The organism is Bacillus sp. FSL H8-0547 (genome assembly GCA_038002745.1).
In the GTDB taxonomy this organism is placed as follows: domain Bacteria; phylum Bacillota; class Bacilli; order Bacillales; family Bacillaceae; genus Bacillus_P.
The window spans coordinates 2,843,839-2,868,633 of sequence record JBBODD010000001.1 but is presented as its reverse complement, the minus strand read 5'-3'; the positions used below and the strand labels follow the sequence as shown (position 1 = coordinate 2,868,633).

At 45.1% G+C, this 24,795-nt stretch carries 24 protein-coding genes; 5 read left to right on the top strand and 19 right to left on the bottom strand.

Features of this window, described 5'->3' with window-relative positions; genetic code table 11:
* Window positions 1–57: 57 nt before the first annotated feature.
* Together argH and MHB63_14105 are read right to left on the bottom strand one after the other, a co-directional pair.
* Complete coding sequence (gene argH / locus MHB63_14110) at window positions 58–1,431, bottom strand: argininosuccinate lyase (GenBank protein ID MEK3807652.1); 1,374 nt, start codon at window positions 1,429–1,431, stop codon at window positions 58–60.
* On the bottom strand, window positions 1,428–2,639 hold the full coding sequence (locus MHB63_14105; GenBank protein MEK3807651.1) for an argininosuccinate synthase: 1,212 nt from the start codon (window positions 2,637–2,639) through the stop codon (window positions 1,428–1,430). The genes argH and MHB63_14105 overlap by 4 nt, the downstream gene beginning before the upstream one ends.
* 188 nt (window positions 2,640–2,827) lie before the next feature.
* On the opposite strand from MHB63_14105, the gene MHB63_14100 reads away from it, so the two are divergent.
* Both MHB63_14100 and MHB63_14095 read left to right on the top strand, forming a co-directional pair.
* On the top strand, window positions 2,828–3,139 hold the full coding sequence (locus MHB63_14100; GenBank protein ID MEK3807650.1) for a hypothetical protein: 312 nt from the start codon (window positions 2,828–2,830) through the stop codon (window positions 3,137–3,139).
* Window positions 3,140–3,375: 236 nt separating this feature from the next.
* Entirely contained in the window at window positions 3,376–3,555 is a 180-nt protein-coding gene (locus tag MHB63_14095; protein ID MEK3807649.1) for a hypothetical protein, read from the top strand.
* Between the two features lie 74 nt (window positions 3,556–3,629).
* Here the strand turns inward: MHB63_14095 and MHB63_14090 are convergent, their stop codons facing one another.
* From MHB63_14090 to sppA, 10 genes are all read right to left on the bottom strand, one after another.
* Window positions 3,630–4,145 carry a MogA/MoaB family molybdenum cofactor biosynthesis protein gene (locus tag MHB63_14090; GenBank protein MEK3807648.1) on the bottom strand — a complete coding sequence of 172 codons (516 nt, stop codon included), beginning with the start codon at window positions 4,143–4,145 and terminating at the stop codon, window positions 3,630–3,632.
* On the bottom strand, window positions 4,132–4,986 hold the full coding sequence (locus MHB63_14085; GenBank protein ID MEK3807647.1) for an EcsC family protein: 855 nt from the start codon (window positions 4,984–4,986) through the stop codon (window positions 4,132–4,134). The genes MHB63_14090 and MHB63_14085 overlap by 14 nt, the downstream gene beginning before the upstream one ends.
* Before the next feature lie 81 nt (window positions 4,987–5,067).
* Window positions 5,068–6,477: a Na+/H+ antiporter NhaC family protein gene (locus MHB63_14080; protein ID MEK3807646.1), complete on the bottom strand. Its 1,410-nt coding sequence runs from the start codon at window positions 6,475–6,477 to the stop codon at window positions 5,068–5,070.
* Window positions 6,478–6,583: 106 nt separating this feature from the next.
* Complete coding sequence (locus MHB63_14075; protein MEK3807645.1) at window positions 6,584–7,771, bottom strand: acetate kinase; 1,188 nt, start codon at window positions 7,769–7,771, stop codon at window positions 6,584–6,586.
* A gap of 244 nt (window positions 7,772–8,015) precedes the next feature.
* Window positions 8,016–9,005 carry a class I SAM-dependent methyltransferase gene (locus MHB63_14070; GenBank protein MEK3807644.1) on the bottom strand — a complete coding sequence of 330 codons (990 nt, stop codon included), beginning with the start codon at window positions 9,003–9,005 and terminating at the stop codon, window positions 8,016–8,018.
* A 517-nt stretch (window positions 9,006–9,522) separates the two neighbouring features.
* On the bottom strand, window positions 9,523–10,023 hold the full coding sequence (gene tpx, locus MHB63_14065) for a thiol peroxidase (protein ID MEK3807643.1): 501 nt from the start codon (window positions 10,021–10,023) through the stop codon (window positions 9,523–9,525).
* A 132-nt stretch (window positions 10,024–10,155) separates the two neighbouring features.
* A complete protein-coding gene (gene ytfJ, locus MHB63_14060) occupies window positions 10,156–10,623 on the bottom strand; it encodes a GerW family sporulation protein (GenBank protein ID MEK3807642.1) in 468 nt (155 codons plus the stop codon).
* A 16-nt stretch (window positions 10,624–10,639) separates the two neighbouring features.
* The gene (locus MHB63_14055; protein ID MEK3807641.1) at window positions 10,640–11,332 is read right to left on the bottom strand and encodes a DUF2953 domain-containing protein; all 693 of its coding nucleotides are present in this window, start codon (window positions 11,330–11,332) and stop codon (window positions 10,640–10,642) included.
* Window positions 11,333–11,418: 86 nt separating this feature from the next.
* Window positions 11,419–11,877, bottom strand: coding sequence for an RDD family protein (locus tag MHB63_14050; GenBank protein MEK3807640.1), 459 nt, complete (start codon window positions 11,875–11,877; stop codon window positions 11,419–11,421).
* Between the two features lie 78 nt (window positions 11,878–11,955).
* Window positions 11,956–12,960: a signal peptide peptidase SppA gene (sppA, locus tag MHB63_14045; protein ID MEK3807639.1), complete on the bottom strand. Its 1,005-nt coding sequence runs from the start codon at window positions 12,958–12,960 to the stop codon at window positions 11,956–11,958.
* A 163-nt stretch (window positions 12,961–13,123) separates the two neighbouring features.
* On the opposite strand from sppA, the gene MHB63_14040 reads away from it, so the two are divergent.
* Window positions 13,124–13,927 (top strand): NAD kinase, encoded by an 804-nt coding sequence (locus tag MHB63_14040; GenBank protein ID MEK3807638.1) that lies wholly within the window; start codon window positions 13,124–13,126, stop codon window positions 13,925–13,927.
* An 841-nt stretch (window positions 13,928–14,768) separates the two neighbouring features.
* Window positions 14,769–15,107 carry a hypothetical protein gene (locus MHB63_14035; GenBank protein ID MEK3807637.1) on the top strand — a complete coding sequence of 113 codons (339 nt, stop codon included), beginning with the start codon at window positions 14,769–14,771 and terminating at the stop codon, window positions 15,105–15,107.
* Between the two features lie 83 nt (window positions 15,108–15,190).
* Here MHB63_14035 and MHB63_14030 read toward each other — a convergent pair whose 3' ends face one another.
* The 6 genes from MHB63_14030 to MHB63_14005 form a co-directional block, all read right to left on the bottom strand.
* Window positions 15,191–16,765 carry an amidohydrolase gene (locus MHB63_14030; protein ID MEK3807636.1) on the bottom strand — a complete coding sequence of 525 codons (1,575 nt, stop codon included), beginning with the start codon at window positions 16,763–16,765 and terminating at the stop codon, window positions 15,191–15,193.
* Between the two features lie 94 nt (window positions 16,766–16,859).
* The gene (locus MHB63_14025; GenBank protein ID MEK3807635.1) at window positions 16,860–18,437 is read right to left on the bottom strand and encodes an acyl--CoA ligase; all 1,578 of its coding nucleotides are present in this window, start codon (window positions 18,435–18,437) and stop codon (window positions 16,860–16,862) included.
* Window positions 18,438–18,561: 124 nt separating this feature from the next.
* Window positions 18,562–18,693, bottom strand: coding sequence for a hypothetical protein (locus tag MHB63_14020; GenBank protein MEK3807634.1), 132 nt, complete (start codon window positions 18,691–18,693; stop codon window positions 18,562–18,564).
* Window positions 18,694–18,797: 104 nt separating this feature from the next.
* Window positions 18,798–18,998, bottom strand: coding sequence for an alpha/beta-type small acid-soluble spore protein (locus tag MHB63_14015; GenBank protein MEK3807633.1), 201 nt, complete (start codon window positions 18,996–18,998; stop codon window positions 18,798–18,800).
* An 89-nt stretch (window positions 18,999–19,087) separates the two neighbouring features.
* Window positions 19,088–20,287, bottom strand: coding sequence for a tRNA uracil 4-sulfurtransferase ThiI (gene thiI, locus MHB63_14010; protein ID MEK3807632.1), 1,200 nt, complete (start codon window positions 20,285–20,287; stop codon window positions 19,088–19,090).
* A gap of 4 nt (window positions 20,288–20,291) precedes the next feature.
* Complete coding sequence (locus MHB63_14005; GenBank protein ID MEK3807631.1) at window positions 20,292–21,431, bottom strand: cysteine desulfurase family protein; 1,140 nt, start codon at window positions 21,429–21,431, stop codon at window positions 20,292–20,294.
* 241 nt (window positions 21,432–21,672) lie between these two features.
* Between MHB63_14005 and brnQ the strand changes: the two genes are divergently transcribed.
* Window positions 21,673–23,022, top strand: a complete 1,350-nt coding sequence (gene brnQ / locus MHB63_14000) for a branched-chain amino acid transport system II carrier protein (protein ID MEK3807630.1) — start codon at window positions 21,673–21,675, stop codon at window positions 23,020–23,022.
* A 43-nt stretch (window positions 23,023–23,065) separates the two neighbouring features.
* Here brnQ and ezrA read toward each other — a convergent pair whose 3' ends face one another.
* Entirely contained in the window at window positions 23,066–24,763 is a 1,698-nt protein-coding gene (gene ezrA, locus MHB63_13995; GenBank protein ID MEK3807629.1) for a septation ring formation regulator EzrA, read from the bottom strand.
* Window positions 24,764–24,795: the final 32 nt, after the last annotated feature.

Here is a 24,795-nt window from a genome sequence, read left to right as displayed (position 1 = left end):
TTGTGTTCCATGTTATCGTTTGTGAAATGGGGAGGAAATACGATGGTAATATCTTCTTTATGACAGCGCGTCTTCAGCCTTCAGCAGCGCTTCCTTTACTTTTGAAAAACCGGTGCCGCCATCACTGATTCTCTTTGCAACGGCTGTGTAGGGATCGATCGCTTCAAACAGATCTTCTGAAAATAAATCAGATGCAGCTTTGTATTCAGCAAGCGGCAGATCTTTTAAATAGATGCCTTTTTGGATGCACGTATACACAAGCTTTCCGACCACTTCGTGCGCTTCTCGGAATGGCATGCCTTTTTTAGCAAGATAATCCGCAAGCTCGGTTGCATTTGAAAAATCCTCCGTTGTCGCTTTCTTCATTTTCTCTTCTTTGACCTTGAGTGTGCCGATCATTCCAGTGAAGATCTGCAGACTGCCTTCAACCGTGCGGACTGCATCAAACATGCCCTCTTTGTCTTCCTGCATATCTTTGTTGTATGCAAGTGGAAGACCCTTTAACGTTGTGAGCAAAGCAAACAGATTGCCGTAGACCCGTCCCGTTTTTCCGCGGATCAGTTCGGCCATATCCGGATTTTTCTTCTGAGGCATCATGGAACTGCCGGTTGCATAAGTGTCATCAAGCTCGACAAACTGAAATTCCTGACTGCACCAGAGAATCAATTCTTCACAAAGACGGGACAGATGCATCATCATGATTGAGCTGTTGCTTAAAAACTCAACAATGAAATCACGGTCGCTTACGCCGTCAAGGCTGTTTTCATAAATGCCGTCAAACTCCAAAAGCTCAGCAGTCAGCTTGCGGTCAATCGGAAAAGTGGTGCCAGCGAGAGCACCGCAGCCAAGCGGGGAAAGGCTGATCCGTTTCAAGGATTCCGAAAAACGCTGTTTGTCCCGCTCAAGCATCCAAAAATAGGCAAGAAGGTGATGAGCAAAGGAAATCGGCTGCGCTCTTTGAAGATGTGTATACCCCGGAAGAATGGTCTCAACATTTTCTTTCGCCTGCTTGAGAAGCGTTTCCTGAAACGCAGAGATCAGTCCGACAATTTCGTTCACATGGTTTTTCAGATACAAGTGCATGTCCGTCGCCACTTGGTCATTTCTGCTTCTCCCTGTGTGAAGCTTGCCTCCGACTGGACCAATCTCATCGATCAGCAGTTTCTCAAGATTCAGATGAATATCCTCATAATCCACTGAAAAAGAAAGCTCTCCTTTTTCGGCTTTTTCTTTCAGAAGAAGCAGGCCGGATTTAATCTGCTCTGCTTCTTCAAGTGAAAGGATCCCGCATTCGCCAAGCATATGAACATGTGCGAGGCTGCCCTGAATGTCTTCAAAGACAAGCTCTTGATCGAATGAAATAGATGCGCCAAACTCATCTACCCATTTCTCGGGTGTTTTTTGAAAACGGCCTCCCCACAGCTTTTTCATACATTCACCTTCTTTTTCCCCTGCACCATGCTGCTTACTTTTGTCGGAAGTCCATACAGAGAAATAAATCCGACTGCAGCCCCGTGGTCAAAGGAATCTTCGGTTGTGTAAGTTGCAAGCTTTTCATCATAGAGGGAATACTCCGACTTTCTTCCTTCTACAATGGCATGCCCTTTAAACAGTTTGACACGAACTGTGCCTGTCACATATTCCTGCGTTTCTTTCAGGAAGCCCATCAGCGCATCTTTAAGCGGCGAGAACCAAAGACCGTTATAAATCAGTTCGGTCAGCTTCATTTCAATGACCGGTTTAAAGTGGGCCACTTCTTTCACCAGCGTCAGATCCTCAAGCTCCTTATGAGCTTTGATCAGCGTCATGGCTGCAGGGCATTCATATACTTCACGGGATTTGATGCCCACAAGGCGGTTCTCAACATGGTCGATCCGTCCGACTCCATGATTGCCGGCAACTGTGTTTAAATGAAGAATCAGATCAGAAAGCGGGTAGGAAACGCCATTTAACGTAACAGGAACCCCTTTTTCAAATCCGATTTCAATGATTTCAGGCGTGTCAGGTGTATGTTCCAGCGCGTTCGTCAGATCATAGGCTCCTTCCGGCGGAGCCGCCCACGGATCCTCTAAAACGCCGCATTCATTGCTTCTTCCCCATAAGTTCTGGTCGATTGAGTACGGGCTGTCAAGGTTGACCGGGATCGGAATGTTGTTGTCCATTGCATATTGGATTTCCTCTTCCCGTGACCAGCTCCACTCACGAACCGGCGCAAGCACTTCAAGGTCAGGATTCAATGCTTTGATGGATACTTCAAACCGCACCTGATCGTTTCCTTTTCCCGTGCAGCCGTGGGCTACAGCTACAGCCCCTTCCTGTTCAGCAACTTCTACAAGTTTTTTTGCAATGAGCGGACGGGACAGCGCGGATACAAGCGGATACTTTCCTTCATACAGAGCATGTGCCTGCAGAGCAGCGAGTGCATATTCATCAGCAAATTCTTTTTTTGCATCGATCACATACGATTTTGATGCGCCGACCTGAAGGGCTTTGCTTTGAACAAACGCCAGGTCTTTTCCTTCTCCAACGTCCAGGCAGCAGGCCACAACTTCATATCCCTGATCCTGAAGCCATTTAACTGCTACTGAAGTATCTAATCCGCCTGAATAGGCAAGAACTACTTTTTTATTTTCAACCATCTTTAATTTCCCCTCTCGGATGTATAAATATTAATTTGGATTTATATTAATTCATTTTAATAACTATCACTTTAACAAGTTATCGCCTGTTTTTCAATACATTTCTTAAAAGTTTTTACGATATTTTCGTGAATTGTATACAGCCCTCATGTAAAATGGAAGAAAATCATGCCTACGGGGGAATGAAGATGAAGCACTTTGAATTCAGCAGCCGTCTGGGAATCTACATCCCGCGGCTTGAAAAGGAGTGGGAGAAGCTTACGGAGCAGGAACAGGAATCCATTCTTATGCAGTGGGAAAAAATTCGCGGCCATATACCCGATCAGATTGCAGCGATCGAAACGATCATAAACAAGAAGCAGGCAGCACTCGATTCAGAGGATGACTTTACTGTTTCCTGCAGGCTGAATTCAGAAATCTCGGAGCACGCGTCGGTGATTAACGACCTTTGGCTGTGGTTCAGGCAAAATCAGCATGTGTCGGAGAGGGTGCATCAATAGCAGAAAGATCATGAATACACTGAAGAGCAGGCCATTCGCATTGAATGTGCCTGCTTTTTGTCCTGATAAGTAAAACCGAATGAAAAGGATATATCTTTTTGTGTTATAATTGTAAAAAATAGTTAATTAAGGATGAATGTCATCTGGTTTTCATTCGCAGCAGCCTTTGAGATGGAATACCTTACATTCTATACAGTGAACAAAAACGACCAAAAACCGATGGGAGCGTGACCGATATGATCTGGTTGTATATTTTGACACCTGTAGTTCTTCTAGGGGGCCTTGCAGTTTATTTCGATAGGAAGTCCGGAAGCATCCCCCCTGATGAAACGGTCCAGGATGAAAAATTAGGGGAAGTGTACAGTCAAAACGTCATGAATTCCAATGGTTTTCATGATGGCGGATCCGGTTATTAAATGAATATCAGCTGTAAATAAGAAAAAGCACCGCGCTGTAAGCGGTGCTTTTTCCTTTGGTTTCCCGTTTTTGTTCATGAGAGATCTTTCTTCAATTCTTTCACTATATGCCCAAGCTCCGGCAGAATGAGCTTCTCCATTGCAAGTCTGACTGCTCCGGTTGAGCCGGGCATGGAGAAAACAATCGTATTGTCGGCGGTTCCTGCGGCCGCCCTGCTCAAAATGGCGGCAGAACCGATGTCTTCCTGATAGCTGAGCATGCGGAAGATCTCGCCGAAGCCTGGAAGTTCCTTTTCGAAAATGCCGGACACAGCTTCAAGTGTAACGTCTCTTTTTGCAATGCCTGTGCCGCCGCTGATTAATACAGCGTCTATATCAGGAGCTTTGCAGCCGCTGACTGCTGCATTTTTTATGAGCATTTCTTCATCGGGAACTATTTCATATTCTGCTGCCCCGTGGCCTGCTTCCTCTAAAAGAGATAGAATGAGCCTGCCGCTTTTGTCTGTATCTGCTGTTCTGGTGTCGCTGACGGTGATCACTTTACAGGATACACGGACAGGAGCCATTTTTTTGTGCTCAATTGAACTCATGCTCTGAATCCTTTTTTTCAAGCAGAAGCCTGTATCTGTAGAATTGATGGGCAAACTCCGTGATCTGCCGTGTCATCTGGTAATTCACCCCGGCCCCGATTGCCATTCCGATCAATGGTATGCCGCCAATCATTTTTTTTCTCAGCATCGATATCGCTGATACTTTGACAAGCTGCTTCACAAGATGATCAAGTGTCGCCTGATTGGCAAACCCATCTTCCCCTTCATAAAAGAACGGATGGCTCTCGCTGTCCTGCAATTCTTCCTTAAGGGAAGTCCATTGCTCATACCTCAGGTGCTTCGGCAAAATGGATGCATGATAAACCTTTAAAGAAGTCATCATTTCATACGGGGTGTTCACTTCATATCCATAGCTGAGTGCCGTCATTTGAACGGCGCGGAGGTTGAGCAGCATTTGAGCAGGCAGATCAATTCCCATCAGCAATAGTCCTCCCGTACCTGCGAGGCCGCCCTGAACGAACGAATAAAGCCTGTGCTTTGACAGCTGAAGATCGGATAAATAATGCAGCTGGTCAACAGATAATTTTTTCAGGTCCTCTATCTGTTCGATTTCATCATGAAATGTCTTTGCCGTCATCAGAAGCTGCTGACGGGCATCCTGCTGCACATGAGAGTTTTGGATAAACGCATGCAAGTGAAACAAAATATCATCCAGTTTGCCGAAAAATTTCTCTTTCATCGGACCCGGCAGCTGATTCAGTTTCCCGTTCAGCCATTTGTCGTATGTCCGTCCGAAATCCGAGCGAAGATCCTCCCCCATGGAGTCTTCCCATCTTTCGATTTCTAAAAGCAAGGCGGTTTCACGTTTTGTTAGCGCCATGTTCAGCCTCCTGTACATCTCCATTGTTTTCCTTATTATATCACAGGGAACGCTCCGTGCATCAGGATGTAATCAAGTCTGTTAGTTAAGAAAAAATCCCGCACATGCATACAGGACCGCAGCTGCAGCACAGCCGACGGCGGTAAATTTCAATTTATACCTTGCATAGGACACAACCGGCATTTCCAAAATGGATGCTGTTGTAATCGTCGTATCCCCAAGCGGAGAAGTCATGGCCCCAAAAGCCCCGCTTGCAAAAACCGCTCCGACTGTCAAAGGCAGTGATGCTCCTGAAGCAGCTGCGAGCGTCATGCCAAGAGGCATAAACAGCCCCCACGTCCCCCAGGAGGATCCGATGAAATATCCTACTGCCGAACCGAGCAAAAATATGATGGCCGGGACAAAAGCAGCCGGCAGCACATTTCCAAGCGTTGAGCTGATAAAATCTGAAAACCCGATATCTTCTGCAGAGAGAGACAATGCCCACACAAGGATCAAAAGAATAATTGCCTGCATCAGCTGGTTGCCTCCGTCGTAGAAGTGATAGAGCGTCTCTTTCAGCGGTACTCGCCTTATGCTGTAAAACACAAATGTCAGAACGAGTGTTAAAAACACAGCAAGCAGCATGACAAATGTGGCATCAGCTTTTGCAAATGCCTGAAAAAGGGACTTTGCACCTTTTTCCATCCCGTCCTGCCACAGCAGAAACATCGAAAGACCCAGCAGGAAGAATAAAGGCACAATCAGGTGCCACGGCTGAGCCTCTACTTGTTCAAGCTCTTTTTTAAGCCCGATGCCATGATAGGGATGTTCCTCTACTGCTTCTTTCTTTTCATCCAGCTTTTTCTTCGGCTTTTTAAACGTGCTGACAAGACCAAGAACCAGCATCGCGATGGCAAAAAAGTTAAACGGGATACTCTGGAGATAGATTTGATACGGCGGAAGATCGAGCTGATTCCGCTCAATTCCCCCTTCTACAAGTGACAGCATGAATCCCGTAAAGGCCGTTCCCGCCGGCAGGAGAACAATGGTTGATGCTGTTGAAACGTCCATTGTAAATCCTACTTTTTGTCTTGAAAGATCGCTTTTTTCCATCAGCGATTTAATAACCGGGCCGATCATCATGATCCTGAACATCGGCATCATAAACGTAAACGGCAAAGACAGCCAGATCATGCTTAAAAGGCCTCTTTCTGATTTGACCCTTTTGCCTACCCATTCTGAAAAACCTTTAATTCCTCCTGAGATTTTCATCATGCCGACAAGTCCGCCGAACAAATAAAGAAACCCGATAATCTGAATATTTGTATCATCTTCAAGTGTTTTTAATACATACTTCAAAACCTGCTCAAGCCCTCCAAGCAGGTCTGGTTTTACAAGATAAGAACCGATAATAAGACCCGCTACAAGTCCGGGCAGTATTTCCTTCAGCCATATGGAAAAAGCAATAACGATGAGAAACGGTACAAGTGAAAGCCAGGCATACTCCATGATTGGCGCCCTCCTTTTGCATAACGTTTCTGCTTAGTATTGCCTATAATGGCCATTATTTGCGCAAAAAAAGACAGCCGTTATGCAGGCTGCCTTTTGCATTTCATTATTTTGCAATGCGCTCTACGTCGCGTGCAATCATTACTTCTTCATTTGTAGGGATGATCATGACTTTAACCGGTGAGTGAGGATAGCTGATAAACGCCTCTTCACCGCGCACCTGGTTCAGCGAAGGATCCCAGTAAACACCCATGAATTCAAGACCGCGGAGAACGCGTTCACGAATATCAATGCTGTTTTCGCCGATTCCTGCCGTAAAGATGATCGCATCTACACCGGACATGCGCGCTGCATAGGAACCGATGTATTTATGAATTCTGCTTGCAAACACTTCAAGAGACGTTCTTGCACGGTCGTTTCCTTCTTCAGCAGCTTTAGTGATGTCGCGAAGGTCTGAAGACAGTCCGGAAATACCTAGCAGTCCGCTCTTTTTGTTCAAGATATCAAGCACTTCAATCGCTGAGTGTCCTGTTTTTTCCATGATGAACGGGATAAGGGCAGGGTCAATGTTCCCTGAACGCGTACCCATTGCAACACCTGCAAGAGGTGTGAAGCCCATAGAAGTATCAATAGACTTACCGCCTTCAATAGCAGCGATACTTGCGCCGTTTCCTAAGTGGCATGAAATCAGGCGAAGCTGCTCGATTGGACGGCCAAGAAGCTCAGCCGCTCTTTCTGATACATATTTATGCGACGTACCATGGAATCCGTATTTACGGATGCCGAACTTTTCATAGTATTCGTATGGAAGGCTGTAAAGGAAAGACTGATCAGGCATTGTCTGATGAAAAGCAGTGTCAAAAACGGCTACAGCCGGCACATTTGGAAGCACTTCTTTAAATGCCTTAATTCCGACAACGTTTGCCGGATTGTGAAGAGGAGCAAGCTCTGACAGCTCTTCAATTTGTGCAAGTGTTTCCGGTGTAATCAGGACGGAATCGTCGAACTTTTCGCCACCGTGAACAACACGGTGTCCGATTCCTTCAATTTCATCAAGTGATTGAATGATGCCAAGGTCTGTCAGCTTAGAAAGAAGAATTTTAACAGCCACTGCGTGATCTGGAATTTCCGTTGTTTCTGTTTGTTTTTCTCCGTTCACAGAAATCGTGAATACAGCTTTGTCTAGCCCGATGCGCTCAACAAGACCTGCTGTCAGCACTGTCTCTGCAGGCATTTCAAACAACTGGAACTTCAATGAAGAGCTCCCAGCATTAATTGCAATTACTTTTGCCATAATGATTACCGCTCCTTTTTATATAAAAACACGTTTGTGTATTAAAAAAATAAAGAAAATCGTTTCTTCTTTATTCTTTACAAATGAACCCGAATATTATCTGCCTTTCTCATTTAAACATTGCATGTCAGACATTTCAAGTGCAATTCACCCCTGCAATCGTTTACAGTTCATATTCATTTAATTCTGACTTTTTTGTTGTCAGACATAAAAAAGAACCGCATTATATAGCGGTCCCTGAATGTTATTTATTTTCTTTGAACCAGCCGTCAAGCTGCTTCATGATGGACTGCATGCCTGCTTTATCGGAGAATCTCGGCAGCTCAGCAAGCATGGCGTGCTTCGGTGCAGAAACACCTTCGCCTTTCTTTTGAAGAATAAACAGGCTTTTTTCATGCTGCTTGTCTTTAAACAGGGTCTGCGGGAGCTTCAAAAGACCTTGAACAATAGCATGATCCTTTAAGTATGCTTTCAGCTTCGGTGCTTCTGCAGACTCAAAAAGATGATTCGGCACAATAAAGAAAAGATAGCCGCCCGGTTTTGTATAGTTCAGACTCTGCTCAATAAACAGGTGATGGGAGTATGAATGGCCGCTGTCTGCTTTTAATTTGAATTTGTCTGCACCGACATCATTTGGATAATACCCTACAGGCAAATCGCAGATGACGTAATTTACAGGATCTACATAGAGCGGCTCAAGAGAATCCTGGTTATAAAACTGAACAGTATGCTCTCCAAGATTGGCATTCAGGTAGGCAAGCTTAATCAGGAGGTCATCCACTTCCACACCGTAGCTCAGCACATTCTCCCCGCCAATATGGTTAAGAACGGCCGTGAGAAGGTTGCCCGTCCCAACAGCAGGATCAAGAATCGAAATGTTCTTTTCCCCGGCTGCAAACTTGCTTACCAAGTAGCCTGTAAACAGCCCGACTGTATCCGGAGTCATCTGGTGATTGGCATGGGCGCCATCTTTAAGACCCTTTAGAATAACAAGCTGAAAGGCTTTGCGGATCTCTTCCTTTTGAAAAGAAGAGATGTTTGCCTGTTCATATTTTTTTGCAAGGTTCTTTTTCGTGACCTCGCTCATTTCATCCTGCAGCACTTCATTCTGGAAAAGATTTTCGCCGGTTTCAGCTACGGCTTCAATATATGTAAGGTTGCATTCTTTTGAAATAATCTCGGCTGATTCATTCATCATCGTGAACAGCTTTTCAACATTCGAAACGGCTTGCATGGTCGTTTCCTCCTTCATGGTTCGTATCCCTCATTCTACTCATCAGGAGGGGATAATTCAAGCAGGATTGCCTGGGCGGCAACAAGCAGAACACTTTCTCTTCTCTCATACTTGTAGAAAGTGCTGTTATAACCAGGTTAGAACATTTTCTCTTCTCTCATGGGTGTGGAAAGTGCTGCTATAACCAGTTTAGAACATTTTCTTCTCTCTCATGGGTGTGGAAAGTGCTGTTATAACCAGGTTAAAACACTTTCTCATCTCTGACGATTTTGGAAAGTGTTCTTAAAACCCGAGTAGAACACTTTCTCCTCTTTTGCAAGTGTAGAAAATGCTGTTATAACCAGCTTAAAACACTTTCTCATTTCTGACGATTTTCGAAAGTGTTATTAAAACCCGAGTAGACAAATATTTTTCTTTTCAGGTGTGGGAAGTGCTGCTCTATATATTTCACTGCTCGGTTCAATACAAAAAAAAGAACCTCGCTGCCCAAAGGGCAAGAGGTTCTCCGGAAGACTGATCAGTTGGCAGCTTTAGCCGCTTCGATTGCAGCATCATAGTCTGGATGGTCTGTTGCTTCGCTCACATATTCTACATACGTTACTTTGTCATTGCTGTCGACAACGAATACAGCTCTCGCAAGAAGTCTGAGTTCTTGAATGTGTACGCCGTATGCTTCGCCAAAGGAAAGGTCGCGGTGGTCAGAAACGGTTTGGACATTTTCGATGCCGTTAGCTGCACACCAGCGTTTTTGCGCGAATGGAAGGTCGACGCTGACAGTCAGCACTTTCAGGTTGTCAATTTTTGAAGCTTCTTCATTAAAACGGCGCGTCTGTGCATCACAAACACCTGTGTCGATAGAAGGAACGACAGAAAGAATGCGGACTTGTCCTTTTGAATCGGACAGTGAAACTTCTGAAAGATTATTGGCAAGCACTGTGAAATTTGGAGCTGTATCTCCGACTTTTACCTCGTTTCCAATAAGTGTTACCGGATTTTGCTTGAATGTAATAGACGCCATTTAATATTCCTCCTCCGAAAATATGTACAGTGTAAATATAGCCTGAATCAGGCGCTGTTTGCAACGGAAAAGGGCATTGATTCCCAAATATCAACAAAAAAACGCCTGTCATTTTATGACGGGCGTCCTTGCTTAAATATCAAAATCATCTTTTTGCTGCTGATGACCAGTGTGGCTGTGATCATTTTTGTTCTTTTTGAAGATTCCCTGAATTTTTTCAACTGCCTGTGGAGCCGTATCGAGAATTCGTTCGTACAGGTGTGTGCTTTCATCTAAATGAAGCATTTTAATTCCGTTGTGGCCGACAATGAGAAAGGCAATCGGCGTGATTGAAACTCCGCCGCCGCTTCCGCCGCCAAACGGATGTTTATGGTGGTCATGCTGACCGCCAGCTGTTCCGCCGGTATTCTTTTCTTCAATACCCGTTCCATTAAATTCACTGCCCCCTGCTGCAAACCCGAAACCAACCTTTGAAACGGTCAAAATGACGCTTCCGTCAGGTGTTTCGACAGGGTCGCCGATGATTGTGTTCACATCAATCATCTGCTTAAGATTTTCCATAGCCGTTTTCATCAGGCCCTGAATTGGATGATCGCTCATAATAAGGTTCCTCCTTTTAAGCTGGTGTGTTCTTTTTCTTGGACAAAAAAGAAAACTGCTGATCCCGTAAAGTTGGACGTCCGCCTCTCCAGTATTTGAGCAGGCGCAGTCCCGCCAACATAGCATGCCCTGTTCGAAAGTGGAGCATACATGAAAGCATCGTTTTTGAGCTCTTTTGATAAAAATTCGGCTCAATTGAAAGAATGGGAGGTTTCTTCAGTTTCATGTAATGGCTGATGATGCCGAGAGCCGCTCCTTTTAATGTCCACCCGGGTCCAATAAGAAATCCTGTTTCAGCGGCGTCACCTGTGCCTATCTCTGACCGCCACTCAAACTTCGTGATGGAAATATGTGCGAGAAACCGTTTCACGATCGCATGCAGATGCACAATGTGCTCGGTCAATTCTTTCACATCCTTTATGCTCGTCAGCATATCATCAGGAGAAATTTTTTCGTCACTGTTCTTAGGCTTTTGATTCTCGCCGACTGCTTTTTCTTTTTTCAGCAGCAGGTTCGGTCCATCAGGATCCACTTTAATTAAAGGAATTTTATAGGTGTATTTCAGCAGTCCAAACATAGCTCTAAGTTTCAGGCTTATTTCATCGTCGTGTCCTACGTGTCTGATATCAGCGATAATCGTTATTTTCATAAACAAGAAAAGCGTAATAAAAAAAAGTAGTGCAATAGCGCAAATCCATATCCAGACCACCTGTTTCACATCCTTTCAATCCTCCAGTATCGTCCTCGGCAAAAAAAAATAAACCTGCGGCGGCCGCAGGTTTATTTCCTCAAAGCTTATTCTGCCCTTGCCGGAGCAAGGGTTCTTTCGCTTTTTCTCAGATATTCAGTTACAACGGCTGTATCTGCAAACAAATCGTGCACTCCCTGTTTCTTTGGAGTGAATGCTGCGACAGCGTAGCCGATCCACGTGAACTTTGAAATAAATCGCCCGATAAACTCTCTGAACAGAACGGTGCTCCATGTCAGTTTTTCCTGTTTAACAGAAATCACTTTCAGACCAAGCACCATTTTACCGAGAGTTTGCCCGAGAAATTTCGTCATCAGGACAAAATACGCGTAAAAGACGGCCGCGGAACAAATCGCGATCGGAGAAAAAATAAACGTTTTCGATACTGGAATATCCAGCCATGTAAAAAGCGGATGAAAGACAATCCGGTTGATGCTCCAAATGACAATGATATCAATCAGATACGCCCAGAATCTAAGCCAGAAGCCGGCGTAGTGGACATCCATTTCTTCTAGGTGATAAAGAGGCTGCTCCCGGGTTTGGCTGTTTTCTTCAAACGTAGCATCCATCTGCAAACCCTCCTTTTATTCTGAGTACAAATACATCATTCTCGGTGAATTCGACTGCGAGAAGAAACGGTATAAGCCCATCAGCTCAAATTCCTCGCTGAACACTTTTGTTGCGCCAAGTGACAGCAGTGAATCTAGTCCGGCATTCATTTCATACTCGACTACCTGTGCACCGTCGATCTTCAAATCTTTTTTCATGCCTTTTAACGCATCATCAGAGTATCCCAGTTCATCAATCAAATTCAGCTCTTTTGCCTGGCGTCCATCATAAATACGGCCGTCTGCAATTTTTCTTACTTCTGCATCTGACATTCCGCGCCCGCCTGCAATAACGTCGACAAATCCGCTGTACGCATTATCAACCATTGCCTGAAGGATTTTGCGGTCTTCTGCTGTCATTTCCCGGGAAGGAGACATGATATCTTTAAACTCCCCGCTCTTGATCGTTTCGAACTTCACGCCGTATTTTTCAGCAAGGCCGCTGTAATTCACTCCCTGCATGATGACGCCAAGCGAACCGGTTAAAGTATCCGGGGCTGCGTAAATTTTATCGGCAGGGGCAGAAATATAATAGCCTCCTGAGGCAGCTGTCGTTCCCATTGACACATAGATTTTTTTATCATGCTTTTCTTTAGCATCCATTAAATGTTTATGTATTTCCGCACTCTCCACAACTCCTCCGCCCGGAGAATTCACTTTAAGCATAATGCCGCTGACATTGTTGTCTTCCGCTGCAGCATCAATCATTTTCAGGAACTGCTGATGATTGTAGCCTGCCGTCTCAAAAAAAGACGTCACATTTTCACCCGTGTCCTGAATCACGCCGTTCACTTCAAGGACGACGATTTTGTCTGATTCATTTCCTGCTTCAAGCACCGTCTCTGCAAATTCTTCATTTGCTGAAAGTGCATCTGTAAAGGCATTGCTGTTGGCCAAAGCCATACTTGTCAAGCTGATCACAACGGATACTCCGAACAGAACAACTGCGGTGACAAGTGCCCCCCATCGTTTCCCATTCATGCTGATTCCTCCTAAAACAGTTTCTGCAGGCCGAAAAAACCTTTAGCCTGGCACGTGCAATTATTTTAATATTTAAGACGAAAATGGTAAACTAAACACCATAAAGTATTGTAACACCATTTTCTAGGAATGTGTAACTTTTCCAACATTAAGGAGGATCACCATGACAGATAATCGGCGCAATGTTTACTTTTTCTACAAAAAACAGGATGATTTGGTACATAAAGTGGAAGGGCTTACTTCCCTCGCTTCCGAAAATGGATTTACAGTTGTGCAGGATGCAAAACAGGCTAACATCATTGTCAGCATTGGCGGGGACGGCACATTCCTTCAGGCTGTCAGAAAAACCGGATTCAGAGAAGACTGCCTGTATGCAGGGATATCCGTAAAAGGAACTGTAAGCCTTTACTGTGATTTTAAAATTGAAGAAACAGATAAAATGATTGAGGCCATGAGAGAGGCTCAAGTGGAGGTAAGACGTTATCCAATCTTAAATGTAACCGTTGACGGCCATACATCCTTCCAGTGCCTGAACGAATGCTCCATCCGCTCCGGCATCATCAAAACCTTTGTCATCGACGTCTTTATTGATGACCTTCACTTTGAAACATTCAGAGGAGACGGCATGATCATCTCTACGCCAACAGGCAGCACGGCCTATAACAAATCCGTTCAGGGAGCAGTGGTTGACCCGCTTCTGCCATGTCTGCAAGTAAGCGAGCTTGCCTCTTTGAACAACAATAAATATAGGACACTCGGTTCCCCGTTTATCTTAAGCGGAGACAGAAAGCTTACACTGAAAATCGTTCAGGACGGCAATGACCACCCTGTCATTGGCATGGACAACGATGCCCTGAGCATCCGCCACGTTGAAAACGTCGAGCTGTCCCTAAGCCCGTCCATGATTAAAACTGTCAAACTGAAAGACAATTCCTTCTGGGAAAAAGTGAAGCGGACGTTTTTATAAAGAAAAGCGGAATCGCCCGGTTAGCTCCGGGAGTCAGATAAGGAAATGGCGGTAAAGGCGCTTTTTGCCTTTGCCGACGGTTCCGTTCTGACAGAGGAGTTGGGCGATGGAGCTGGACACCACGAAAAGCGGAATCGCCTTGGTCAGCTCCGAAGGGCAGAAAAGGATCCGCCGTAAAAAGCCGGTTTTGCTTTTTACGGCGGATCCGTTCTGACCGAGGAGTTAGGCGATGTAGCTGGACACCACGAAAAGCGGAGCCGACCGTTTAGCCCTGACAGGCAGAAAAGAAATCACCGGAAAAGTCCGGGTTTGACTTTTGCGGGGATTTTGTTCTGACGGAAGGGCTGGGAGGCGGAACTGGAAACCAAGAAAAGCGGAATCGCCCGTTTAGCTCCGGGAGTCAGATAAGGAAATGGCGGTAAAGGAGCTTTTTGCCTTTGCCGACGGTTCCGTTCTGACAGAGGAGTTGGGGGATGGAGCTGGACACCACTTAATGCTGATACTCTGTATTTTGCTCATGAGGATTGACAGATTGGCATTCTGGTTTTATTACCCTGTATTTCGTGATTGATGAAATATAGGGTATTATTTTGGTTTTTGCTGCCCTATATTCTGCTACTCCTAATTTACAGGGCAGCAGTTCGCCTTTTTGCATCCCTATATTCTGCTACTGCTAATTTACAGGGCAGCATTTCGGCTTTTTGCATCCCTATATTCTGCTACTCCTAATTTATAGGGCAGCATTTTTCCTTTTTGCATCCCTATATTCTGCTACTCCTAATTTACAGGGCAGCATTTTTATTTTTGCATCTTGCCGCTCCAAAATAACCGACAGAGGAGGATGAACGGAATTTCAAAATTTGTTTTGCACGCTGTCTCCAATTTCCTCTTCGGTTACGTCTTTCAATACATGTTTGTCTTATTTGTTATACTCTTCCTTTATGTGAGTGAAGCTCTTGGCTATACATTAGATCCAACATTGGAAAAAGGATTATTGGTTCCTTTTCTTTTCATTACCGCTGCGGCAGGTTTGGTTTACTTTTCAGCAGTCATCTTGACAAACATGTATTACCGGAAGAAAATCAAATTGAAAAAAACGCATTTTCTACTGCTCACTTTTCTCTTCTTTTCATCAGGTGTCTTTGCAAACGGAGAGAGAATAGCAACCTTTTTCAATTGATAAAGCGATTGAACTGCAAAGCAGCAATAAAAAAACGCCTGGGAAGCCAGGCGTTTTTTATTACCTTCTAATCCAGCGTTCATTCACTTCTTCTCATACACAACCGTATCATCAACAACCGTCATAACCACTTCGGTTTCAAGAAGGGCATCTTCTTCAAAGATATCCCTGCTCAGGACGGTGAAGTCTGCGGTGTAGCCTTTTGCGATGCAGCCGTATTCATGTTCATGATGCACAGCATACGCGCTCCCTTTTGTGTACAGCTCCACCGCTTCATATACTGACAACCTCTCTTCTGGAAGATAGACCTGCCCGTCGTAAATGCTCTCTCTTTTTACAGCCGAGTAGATGCCAAGGAGGGGGTCAATCGGTTCTATCGGCGCATCTGATCCCCCTGCACATTTCACGCCTTCTCTTATTAGCGTTTTCCAGGCGTAGCAGTACTTCATTTTATCCCGTCCGATGCGGTCCATCACCCATGGAAAGTCACTTGATGAAAATCTGGGCTGAATGTCGAGAATCACCGGAAGTTTCTTTACACGTTCAATGAGTTCCCCGCTCAGAATCTGAGCGTGTATCAGCCGGTCGTGCTGATGCTTTTGACGGGGCGGATTCGCCTCAATTGCATCAAGCGCTTTTTCAAAGGCGAGGTCGCCGATTGTGTGAATGGCTGCCTCCATGCCATATCCTCTGGCTTTTTGTATCAGGCTGTTAAGCCCTTCATCTGAATGGATGCTGACGCCATTTGTTCCGGGATCATCTTCATAAGGCTCGCTTAATAGAGCCGTTCTTCCCCCAAGTGCACCATCGGTAAATAGCTTCATTGCGCCAAATTCGATAAACGGCCCCAAATCCCGCTCTTTATGCTGAAATTCATCTGTTACATGATGATGAACAAGAAGATGTGCTCTAAATTTTTTCTTTTCTCCATTAATCACGGAGTCAAATGCGCCAAGAACATTTTCCAGGCTCCCGTAATATGACAGGTCTTCGGTATGTCCACCAACTAGACCTTTTTTATGGCAGTCCTCGATCGATTTCAGCAATGCTTTATGTAAATACTCCTTTGAAACCTGCGGCTGCGCTTGAAAAACAAGCTCCTGGGCCCCATCATGCATATAGCCTGTCGGATCTCCGTCCTTATCCCTGACGATCACGCCGCCTTCTGGGTCAGGAGTTTCTGCAGAAATACCTGCCAGCTCCATAGCTTTTGTATTCACAATGACGGCATGATGGCAGATTCGTTTAATTAAGATGGGATGAACATTCGAAATGTCATCAAGCTCTCTTCTGTGAAGAATTTTGCGGTCAGGAAATTGGTTTTCATTAAACCCTTCTCCGATAATCCACTCACCGTGCTGAATAGTCTTTGCACGCTCACGCAAGCTTTCAAGCACTTCCTCTGAAGAAGCCATTGCTGAAAAATCAAGGTGCATCAGCTTTTCGCCATGGCCAATCACATGCATATGACTGTCCGTAAAACCCGGCAGCATTGTATGTCCGTCTAAATTCATTTCTGCGGCCCCGGGATATAAAGACCGGAGTTTTGCCAAATCCCCCGTTTCTTTAATGATGCCTTTTTCGGTATAGACCGCTTCAACTGTATCTCTTTCTTCTATTAAAGTATAAATATTTCCGCCGAACCAAAGCGTGCCCACGTTCTCATTCCTCCAGCTCTTTCATTTGAATCTATGGTATCATTCAGAGCATGGAAAAACCAGACAGAGAGCTCCTGTCTGGTTTTCATAAAATTTAAGCTTCTGCAAGCTCACGCTGTCTGAGCTCAATCCGTCTGATTTTGCCTGACGTCGTTTTTGGCAGTTCCTCGACAAATTCAATTTTACGCGGATATTTGTAAGGTGCTGTCAGTTCTTTGACATGATCCTGAAGAGCCGGAATCAAATCCGGTGAGGAGGCATCCACTTCCTCCTGAAGCACGACAAATGCTTTTACGATGCTTCCGCGAAGCTCATCTGGACTTGCGACAACCGCGCATTCCTTGACGAAAGGATGCTTGACGAGCGCATCTTCAACTTCAAACGGTCCGATTGTATAGCCTGAGCTGATGATGATATCGTCTCTTCTGCCTTCAAACCAGAAGTAGCCGTCTTCATCCTTTCTGGCGCGGTCACCTGTAATATAGTAGTCTCCTCTGAACTGCATGGCAGTCCGCTCGGCATCTTTGTAGTATTCTTTGAACAGGGCAGGAGTATCAACATGCACAGCGATGTCGCCGACTTCACCAACCGCACAGATGTCTCCGTCCTCATTGATGATTTCCACTTTATTGCCCGGCGTCGGCTTGCCCATAGAGCCAGGCTTCAGCTGCATTCCTTTCATCACGCCGACGAGCAGTGTATTTTCTGTCTGGCCGTAGCCGTCTCTGACTTCTATGCCGAAGTAGTTTCTGAACGTATCAATCACTTCCCTGTTGAGCGGTTCACCTGCTGAAACGGCGCTGTGAAGCTCAGGAAGAGAATAATCCTTCAGATTGTCCACTTTGGCCATCAGGCGGTACTCTGTAGGTGTACAGCAAAGTACGTTTACTTTATAATCCTGAAGCAGCTGCAGATACTTCTTAGGTTCAAAGCGGCCGTTGTACACAAGTCCCGTCGCCCCTGATCCAAGAACCGATAAGAACGGGCTCCAGATCCATTTTTGCCAGCCTGGTCCCGCCGTCGCCCAGACCACATCGTTCTCTTCAATACTAAGCCAATTGCTTGCAGCGGTTTTAAGATGGGCAAAAGCCCAGCCGTGCGTATGAACGACGCCTTTTGGATTGCCGGTTGTTCCGGATGTGTAGGACAAGAAAGCGTGGCTGTCTCTCTTTGTTTCTGCCATCTTGAGATCGCCTGACTGCCCGGCAGCCTCTTCTTCAAGACTGTACCAGCCCTCTGAAGTCCCTCCGACTGCAAATTTATGCAGGCTGTCATATTCGTTAATCCCGCTGCATTCCGCAGTAAAGTCGGTGTATGAAATGATGGCTTTCACATCTCCGTGGGTCACCCGGTATTGAAGATCCTTGGTGCGCAGCATTTCTGAGCTTGGTATGACAACAAAGCCTGCTTTAAGAGCTCCCAAGTAAACCGCATAAGCTTCTGGAAACCTCGGAATAATGACAAGAATTTTATCTCCCTGCTTAAGACCCTTACTAAGTAAAGCGCTTCCAATTCTGTTCGCTCTGTCTAGAAGCTGTCCGTATGTAAGTTCCTGTTTTTCTCCCTGCTCATTTTCCCATTTAAGAGCGACCCGGTTTGCATCTTTTGCGTGTTTTTCAACTTCTTCTACTAAATTGTAGATTTCTGGAGCAATTAGTTCATTTCTCAGCATCAGTGACCCCTCCTTGTACTTTCTATTCGATTATACATAATAATTTAACATTTTTGAATATTATTACAAAATAACTTCCTTTTTTAAAAATGAAAAAAGACACGGATAGAATCCGTGTCCTGTCTTAACTCTGTTCATTTGATTCCACTGCATTTTTAGGTTCGTTTCTTCGTTTTCTGCCTTGCTTTCTTGACTTTTGAAGCTTTTGGTCCTGTTCCGGTCCCTCAGAAAACTCAGTGCGGTTGTTTTTTGTCATGTTTGGCAGCCTCCTCTATATGAATTGCTCATCGAGCAAAAAAGGGCAAAGAAAAGAGCGGGGTATGATCCCCACCCTTCGTAGCCATATCTATTTAGTTCAGGTTATTTTGAAAATCCACCCATGTTTTGTTGAGCGTAAGATACTAGACGTTTAGTGATCTCACCGCCAACAGAACCGTTAGCACGAGCAGTTGTTTCAGGTCCTAAGTTCACTCCGAACTCAGAAGCGATTTCGTATTTCATTTGGTCGATCGCTTGTTGTGCGCCTGGTACTACTAGTTGGTTTGAGCTGTTGTTTGCCATGTGTTTTCACCTCCTTGTGAGTATAGATTGTGTAAAAACACATGGCTTCATACAAACTTAATTTGGTAATTGTTCACAATTTCATTTCATTAGAAGAATTCATCGAATTCTTCTTCAGAAACAGCAGACAATTCCACTAACTCAGTCCGTTCAACAGCTTTTAAAATCATCGGCTCAAAATCAAGAAAGCTTTCAAAACGCTGAGCTTTCTCAAGCTTTGGCTTCGTTGCCGGTGATGGAGGCGTAAAAATGGTGCAGCAGTCCTCATACGGCAAGATGGATGTATCATGCGTGCCGATCTGCTTTGCAAGAGAGATGATATCTTTTTTGTCAGAGGCAATCAGCGGCCTGATGATAGGCGTGTTCGTCACGTCGTTAATGGCATACATGCTTTCAAGCGTCTGGCTTGCTACCTGCCCGAGACTCTCTCCTGTCACAATGGCAAGCGCGTCATGCTTCTCCCGTATTTTATCGGCTATTTGCAGCATCATCCTGCGTGTGGAAGTCATGACATAGCTTTCAGGAACCTGCTTTTGAATCGCTTCTTGTATCTCTGTAAAAGGAACGATATGCAATCTGATTCTGCCCCCGAAAACAGTAAGCCTGCGGGCAAGATCAATCACCTTTTGCTTTGCTCGTTCACTTGTGTACGGCGGGCTGAAAAAGTGGACAGCTTCTAGCTCTATCCCTCTTTTCATCGCAAAATAGCCGGCTACAGGACTGTCAATTCCTCCTGAAAGCATCAAAACGGCTTTACCGCTTGCACCTGCCGGCAATCCGCCGATGCCCTCGTAGTCTTTGGAAGACAGGTAGGCTGCTTCCCCGCGGACCTCAACCCTGACGTCAATATCCGGGCTGTGTACATCTACAGTCAGTCCTTCAGTATTTTTCAAGATATGGCTGCCTACTTCATAATTAATTTCATTTGTCAGCAATGGAAATGTTTTATCCGCTCTTTTAGCAGAAATTTTAAACGTGTCTCCTGACTTGTATTGGTCTTCTATTAAAGCGAGAGCACCATTTTTGATTTCTTCCAGTTCTCTTTTCGTCTTCAATACAAGACTGAAGGAGTGAATGCCGAATACGAGCGGAAGCTTCTCAAGAATCCCCTCGTGATTTTCCCCGTTCAAGTTGATATAAAGCCGGTCGCGGTTGCCCCAGTATCCCAGTGCAGGATAATCAGACAGCACCGATTTGAGGTTTTGCTTCAGACAGTTTACGAACCATCTTCTGTTTTTTCCTTTAGTGGTAATTTCCCCGTACCTTACCATAATGTGCTCATACTTCATAAAACTACCTCGCAAGTTTCACTAGTTTTTTTACAGATGCTTCTAAAACGGTTAAAAACCGCTCCAGGTCTTTATCTTCTGTGTCGTACGAAAGGCTCACCCTGATGGAGCTTGAAGCAACTGACCCGCTTTTTCCCATCGCAAGCAGCACAGTACTGCTGCGCTTTCGCTTTGAAGAGCAGGCCGAGGTGGTGGAGACGTAAATCTCTTCCTGTTCAAGCATCCGCAATAGAACTTCAGCCTCTGTACCCGGCACGGAAAAGTTGATAATATGGTCGGCCGACTGCCCGCCAGGCGTGTTGATCTGGACCGTTTCCATATTTGCGAGCCCCTTCAATAGGAAGTGCTTTTGGCGGTTCATCTTTTCCCTGTTCGATTTGTACCGTTCAGTCGACATTCTTAGTGCTTTTGCCATCGATGCAGCAAGAGCAGCACTTTCCGTTCCGGAGCGTGCCCGCATTTCCTGATCGCCTCCTGAGAGCATTGGCAAAAGCTTTACCCCTTTTTTCATATAAAGGGCACCGCATCCTTTCAAACCATGGAATTTATGGCCTGATATGGTGCACAAATCAATATGCTCAAGCGACAATGGAACCTTTCCTGCTCCCTGGACAGCATCCACATGAAATGCGATTCTCGGGTATACCGCAAGCATTTCCCCTATTTGTTCAACAGGCTGAATGGTCCCAACTTCATTATTTATATGCATGATTGACACCAGGATCGTGTCAGGTCTAATGGCTTCTTCTGCCTTTTCTATTGTGATCATCCCGTACTCATCCGGCTGCAGGTATGTAACGTCAAAGCCGAAGTGTTCCTGCAGCTGCTTGATGCTTTCAAGGACTGAGGGATGCTCAATCTTGCTTGTGATGATGTGTTTCCCGTGATGTTTTCGCGCAAGAGCTGACCCTTTGACTGCCAGATTGTTCCCTTCAGTGCCGCCTGAAGTAAATATGACTTCGTTTTCTTCGGCACCTAAAAGCATGGCTGTCTGCCTTCTTGCCTGCTTGAGAACCTTTTCCGCTTCAGCTCCCAGGCTGTGCAGGGAGGAAGGATTGGCAAAAAACCGGGTTGCAACTTGTGAGAAAGCGTGCAATACTTCATCGTATGGTTTTGTTGTAGCGCTATTGTCCAGGTAAATCATTTCCTGCTCCTCCTGTGTACAAACGAGGATGATTTCCTCAATCTTTATAGTTTGCACGAAACAAACAATCATAATAACACAGTTTGATGAAATAAGAAATCTTCAAATAACATTTGACAGATTTAATTTTTAGAATATAATAAAAATTGATTTAATCACATTTTTCGACAAATTTTTTGGCGAATGTGATAGGATGTAAACGGATACATTGTTAGTACGTATATCTCAGGGGGATTTTTTGATGTCGAATAAATCGTTAACCATAAAAGAAACATTTGTTATAGGACTGATGCTGTTTGCATTGTTTTTTGGCGCAGGGAACCTGATTTTCCCTCCGGCACTGGGGCAGCTCTCAGGAGATCACATGTGGACGGCGATTATAGGCTTCCTTATTACAGGTGTGGGACTTCCGCTTCTTGGAGTCATTGCCATCGGGCTGTCCGGCAGTGATATTCAGTCGCTTGCCGGCAGAGTCCATCCGCTGTTTGGATTCTTCTTTCCTTTTGTTCTCTATCTTGCAATTGGCCCAATCTTTGCGATTCCCAGAACGGCGACCGTCACATATGAAATTGGAGTGATTCCATATTTGCCGGAGTCATTGAGCGGGAACGGCTGGATCTTGTTTCTTTTCACGCTGGTCTTTTTTGCAGTAACGTACTGGCTGTCACTGAACCCTACCAAACTAGTTGATACAATCGGTAAACTGCTTACGCCGGTGCTGCTTTTGGTACTTGCCCTGATTGCAGTGAAAATGCTGATTTCTCCGCTTGGAACGTTTGAAAGTCCCACGAAAGAATACGAGAACGGCGCGTTTTTCAAAGGGTTTCTTGAAGGCTACTTGACCATGGACACACTTGCGGCACTGGTTTTTGGAATTGTTGTCATCAATGCGGTGAAAGACAAGGGAGTTACGGACAGATCCCAAATAGCAAAAATTTGCTTGAACTCAGGGCTAATTGCTGCTGCAGGACTTATGCTTGTATATATTTCATTGGCCTATCTAGGCGCTACAAGCGTCTCAAAAGTTGGATACCTTGATAACGGCGGAGCTATTTTATCTGAATCTGTTCATTACTTGTTCGGATCTTTTGGAAATGCAGTCCTTGGGACGGCCATCCTGTTTGCATGCCTGACTACAAGTATCGGACTCGTTTCTTCCTGCGGCAATTATTTTTCGAAAATTTTCCCAAGTCTGTCTTATAAAACGATTACCTTAATCATTTGCCTGTTCAGTATGACAGTGGCAAACGCCGGATTAACAAAGCTGATTTCGTTTTCTGTTCCTGTTCTGGTGGCGTTGTACCCTCTTGCCATTGTGCTGATTGCTTTATCTTTCTTCCACTCCTATTTCAGGGGGGCTAACGAAGTTTATCTTGGAAGCCTGCTGTTTACATTTGTGATAAGCGTCGCTGACGGTCTAAAAGCGGGAGGACTTCTTCCAGCAGGACTGGACGCCTGGATGAAAGGGAATGTTCCATTGTTTGAATACGGTATTGGCTTTATAGTCCCTGCTGCAGTCGGCGGCGTTCTGGGATATGTCTATTCCTCGTTCAGAACGGCACCTGCTTCACCAGACAGCCGGAGAAAGTAACAAATAAAAAAGATCCCGCACCGTTGAAGGTGCGGGATCTTTTTTATTTGGACGTCTGTTCTTCCAGCATGCTTTGAAGCTTTGACAGCGAGCCAGGCTCAACCTGTTCCAAGGCTGCAGCTGCTTTATCGAGCGACTTTGTATATTCATAATTGCGGAAGTGATCCTCCGCTTCTTTCAGCTGTTCAGCAAGCGTACCATTTCTTCTCCGGTACTTGTTGCCGTACTGAATGACTTTCTCTGTCAGGTAGACTTGTTCAATCATTTCGTCTGACTGTCTTGAAAAAATTTCAATATGAGCAGTCGCTTCTTCAAGGATACGATTAACATCAATCATATTAAGCGGGATTTCTTCAAGCTTTCGGCCAGCGTCTGCGAGCGAACGCTTCGCTTCTTTCAAAAGTTCTGCAAGATTTGGCGGCAGTCCCGGAACGTTGCTTTTTTGAATCTTCCGGCTTGCTTCATAAAGCTGTTTTCTTCCTTCAGCAAGGGCTGCCCGCGCTTCTCTTTCTTCCTTCCTCAGTACACGGAGCATTTCACTGAATTCCTGGTGCTCTGCACGCACTTCTTCGATTTGTCTTTGGAGCTGTTCGAGCTCTTCCTTCAAAATGGAATGGGCCAGCTGTTCGGACTGAAGCTTGTTCTGGATAAGAGAAAACTGTTTGCACAGCGCTGAAATCTGTTTTTCAATTTTACGGCGGCGGTCAAGGTCCACTTCTGAAATCTGGTAGCTTTCTTTGACAAGTTCCGCTTCTTCTTCTGTTTCCTGACGCTTTTTAAGAAGATCTGCAAGCTGCTCATCTATTTTTACAGCAGCGGTCTGGACGAAATGATGGGCGAGTACTTCTTTTTCAAGCAAGTCGTAAAAAGTATCAATCGCTTCCTGCATCTCTTCTATATTTTCTTTTACTTCGAGAGTCTCGCCTTGAGCAAGAAGGGCCATATACGCCTCCAGCTGTTTGTTCATTTTTTCAAGCTCTGTCTCAAGCTGGATATGCTTCAGGTGGAATCCGTTCTCAAGCATTTCCTGATAGCCGTCAGACAGCTCTGAAAGCTGATTTGGAATGACAGTCTGACATTCTGCGAGCAGCTTTGGAATTTCGTCAATCTTCTCAAGGAGAATATGGATCTCGTCCTTTTGCCCCAGAAGGATTTCACGTGCTGCAAGGTAATTCCCTTCTTCTGTTTCCGCTTCAAACTGCTTAAGCGCCTCAGTGATTTCTGCAAGCCTGATTTCAAGCGCAGCATGCGACTTTCCGAAGGTATGGCTGTGCGCAAGCAGGGTCTTCTTCGCTTTTTTGACCTGTATTCTTACCTCTTCGATTTCTGTGCTGTTTTTCTCTTCACTTGTAATCAGTTCATCAATTTCAGAGATGATGATTTCAATTGATTCGTCAACAAGCTTAAGCGTTTTCTCGATATGTTCAAGCACTTTTTTCGATTTGGAAAAGCGGTACTTGTCTGCGTAATCCTCTGCATCAAACAGGAGCTCCTCTACTTCCGGAAGCTGGGCTGTCAGGATCTCGTCCCACTCTTTTCTCCACCGCTCAAATAATTCTTCCGCCTGTCCTGTCATCTTTAAATCTTTGACCTTTGAAAGCTCATCTGCAATCGACCGGTTCATGATTTCGATTTTCAAGGCTTCCAGCCGGTCTACTTCTTTGTAAATATTTCTTCTGATTGCGTAGCCGACTCCAAATAAAACCAGCAAAATGACAATAAGTCCAATAACGACTTCCATAGTGAGCCCCCTCGTTGTGTTCCAGCAAATCG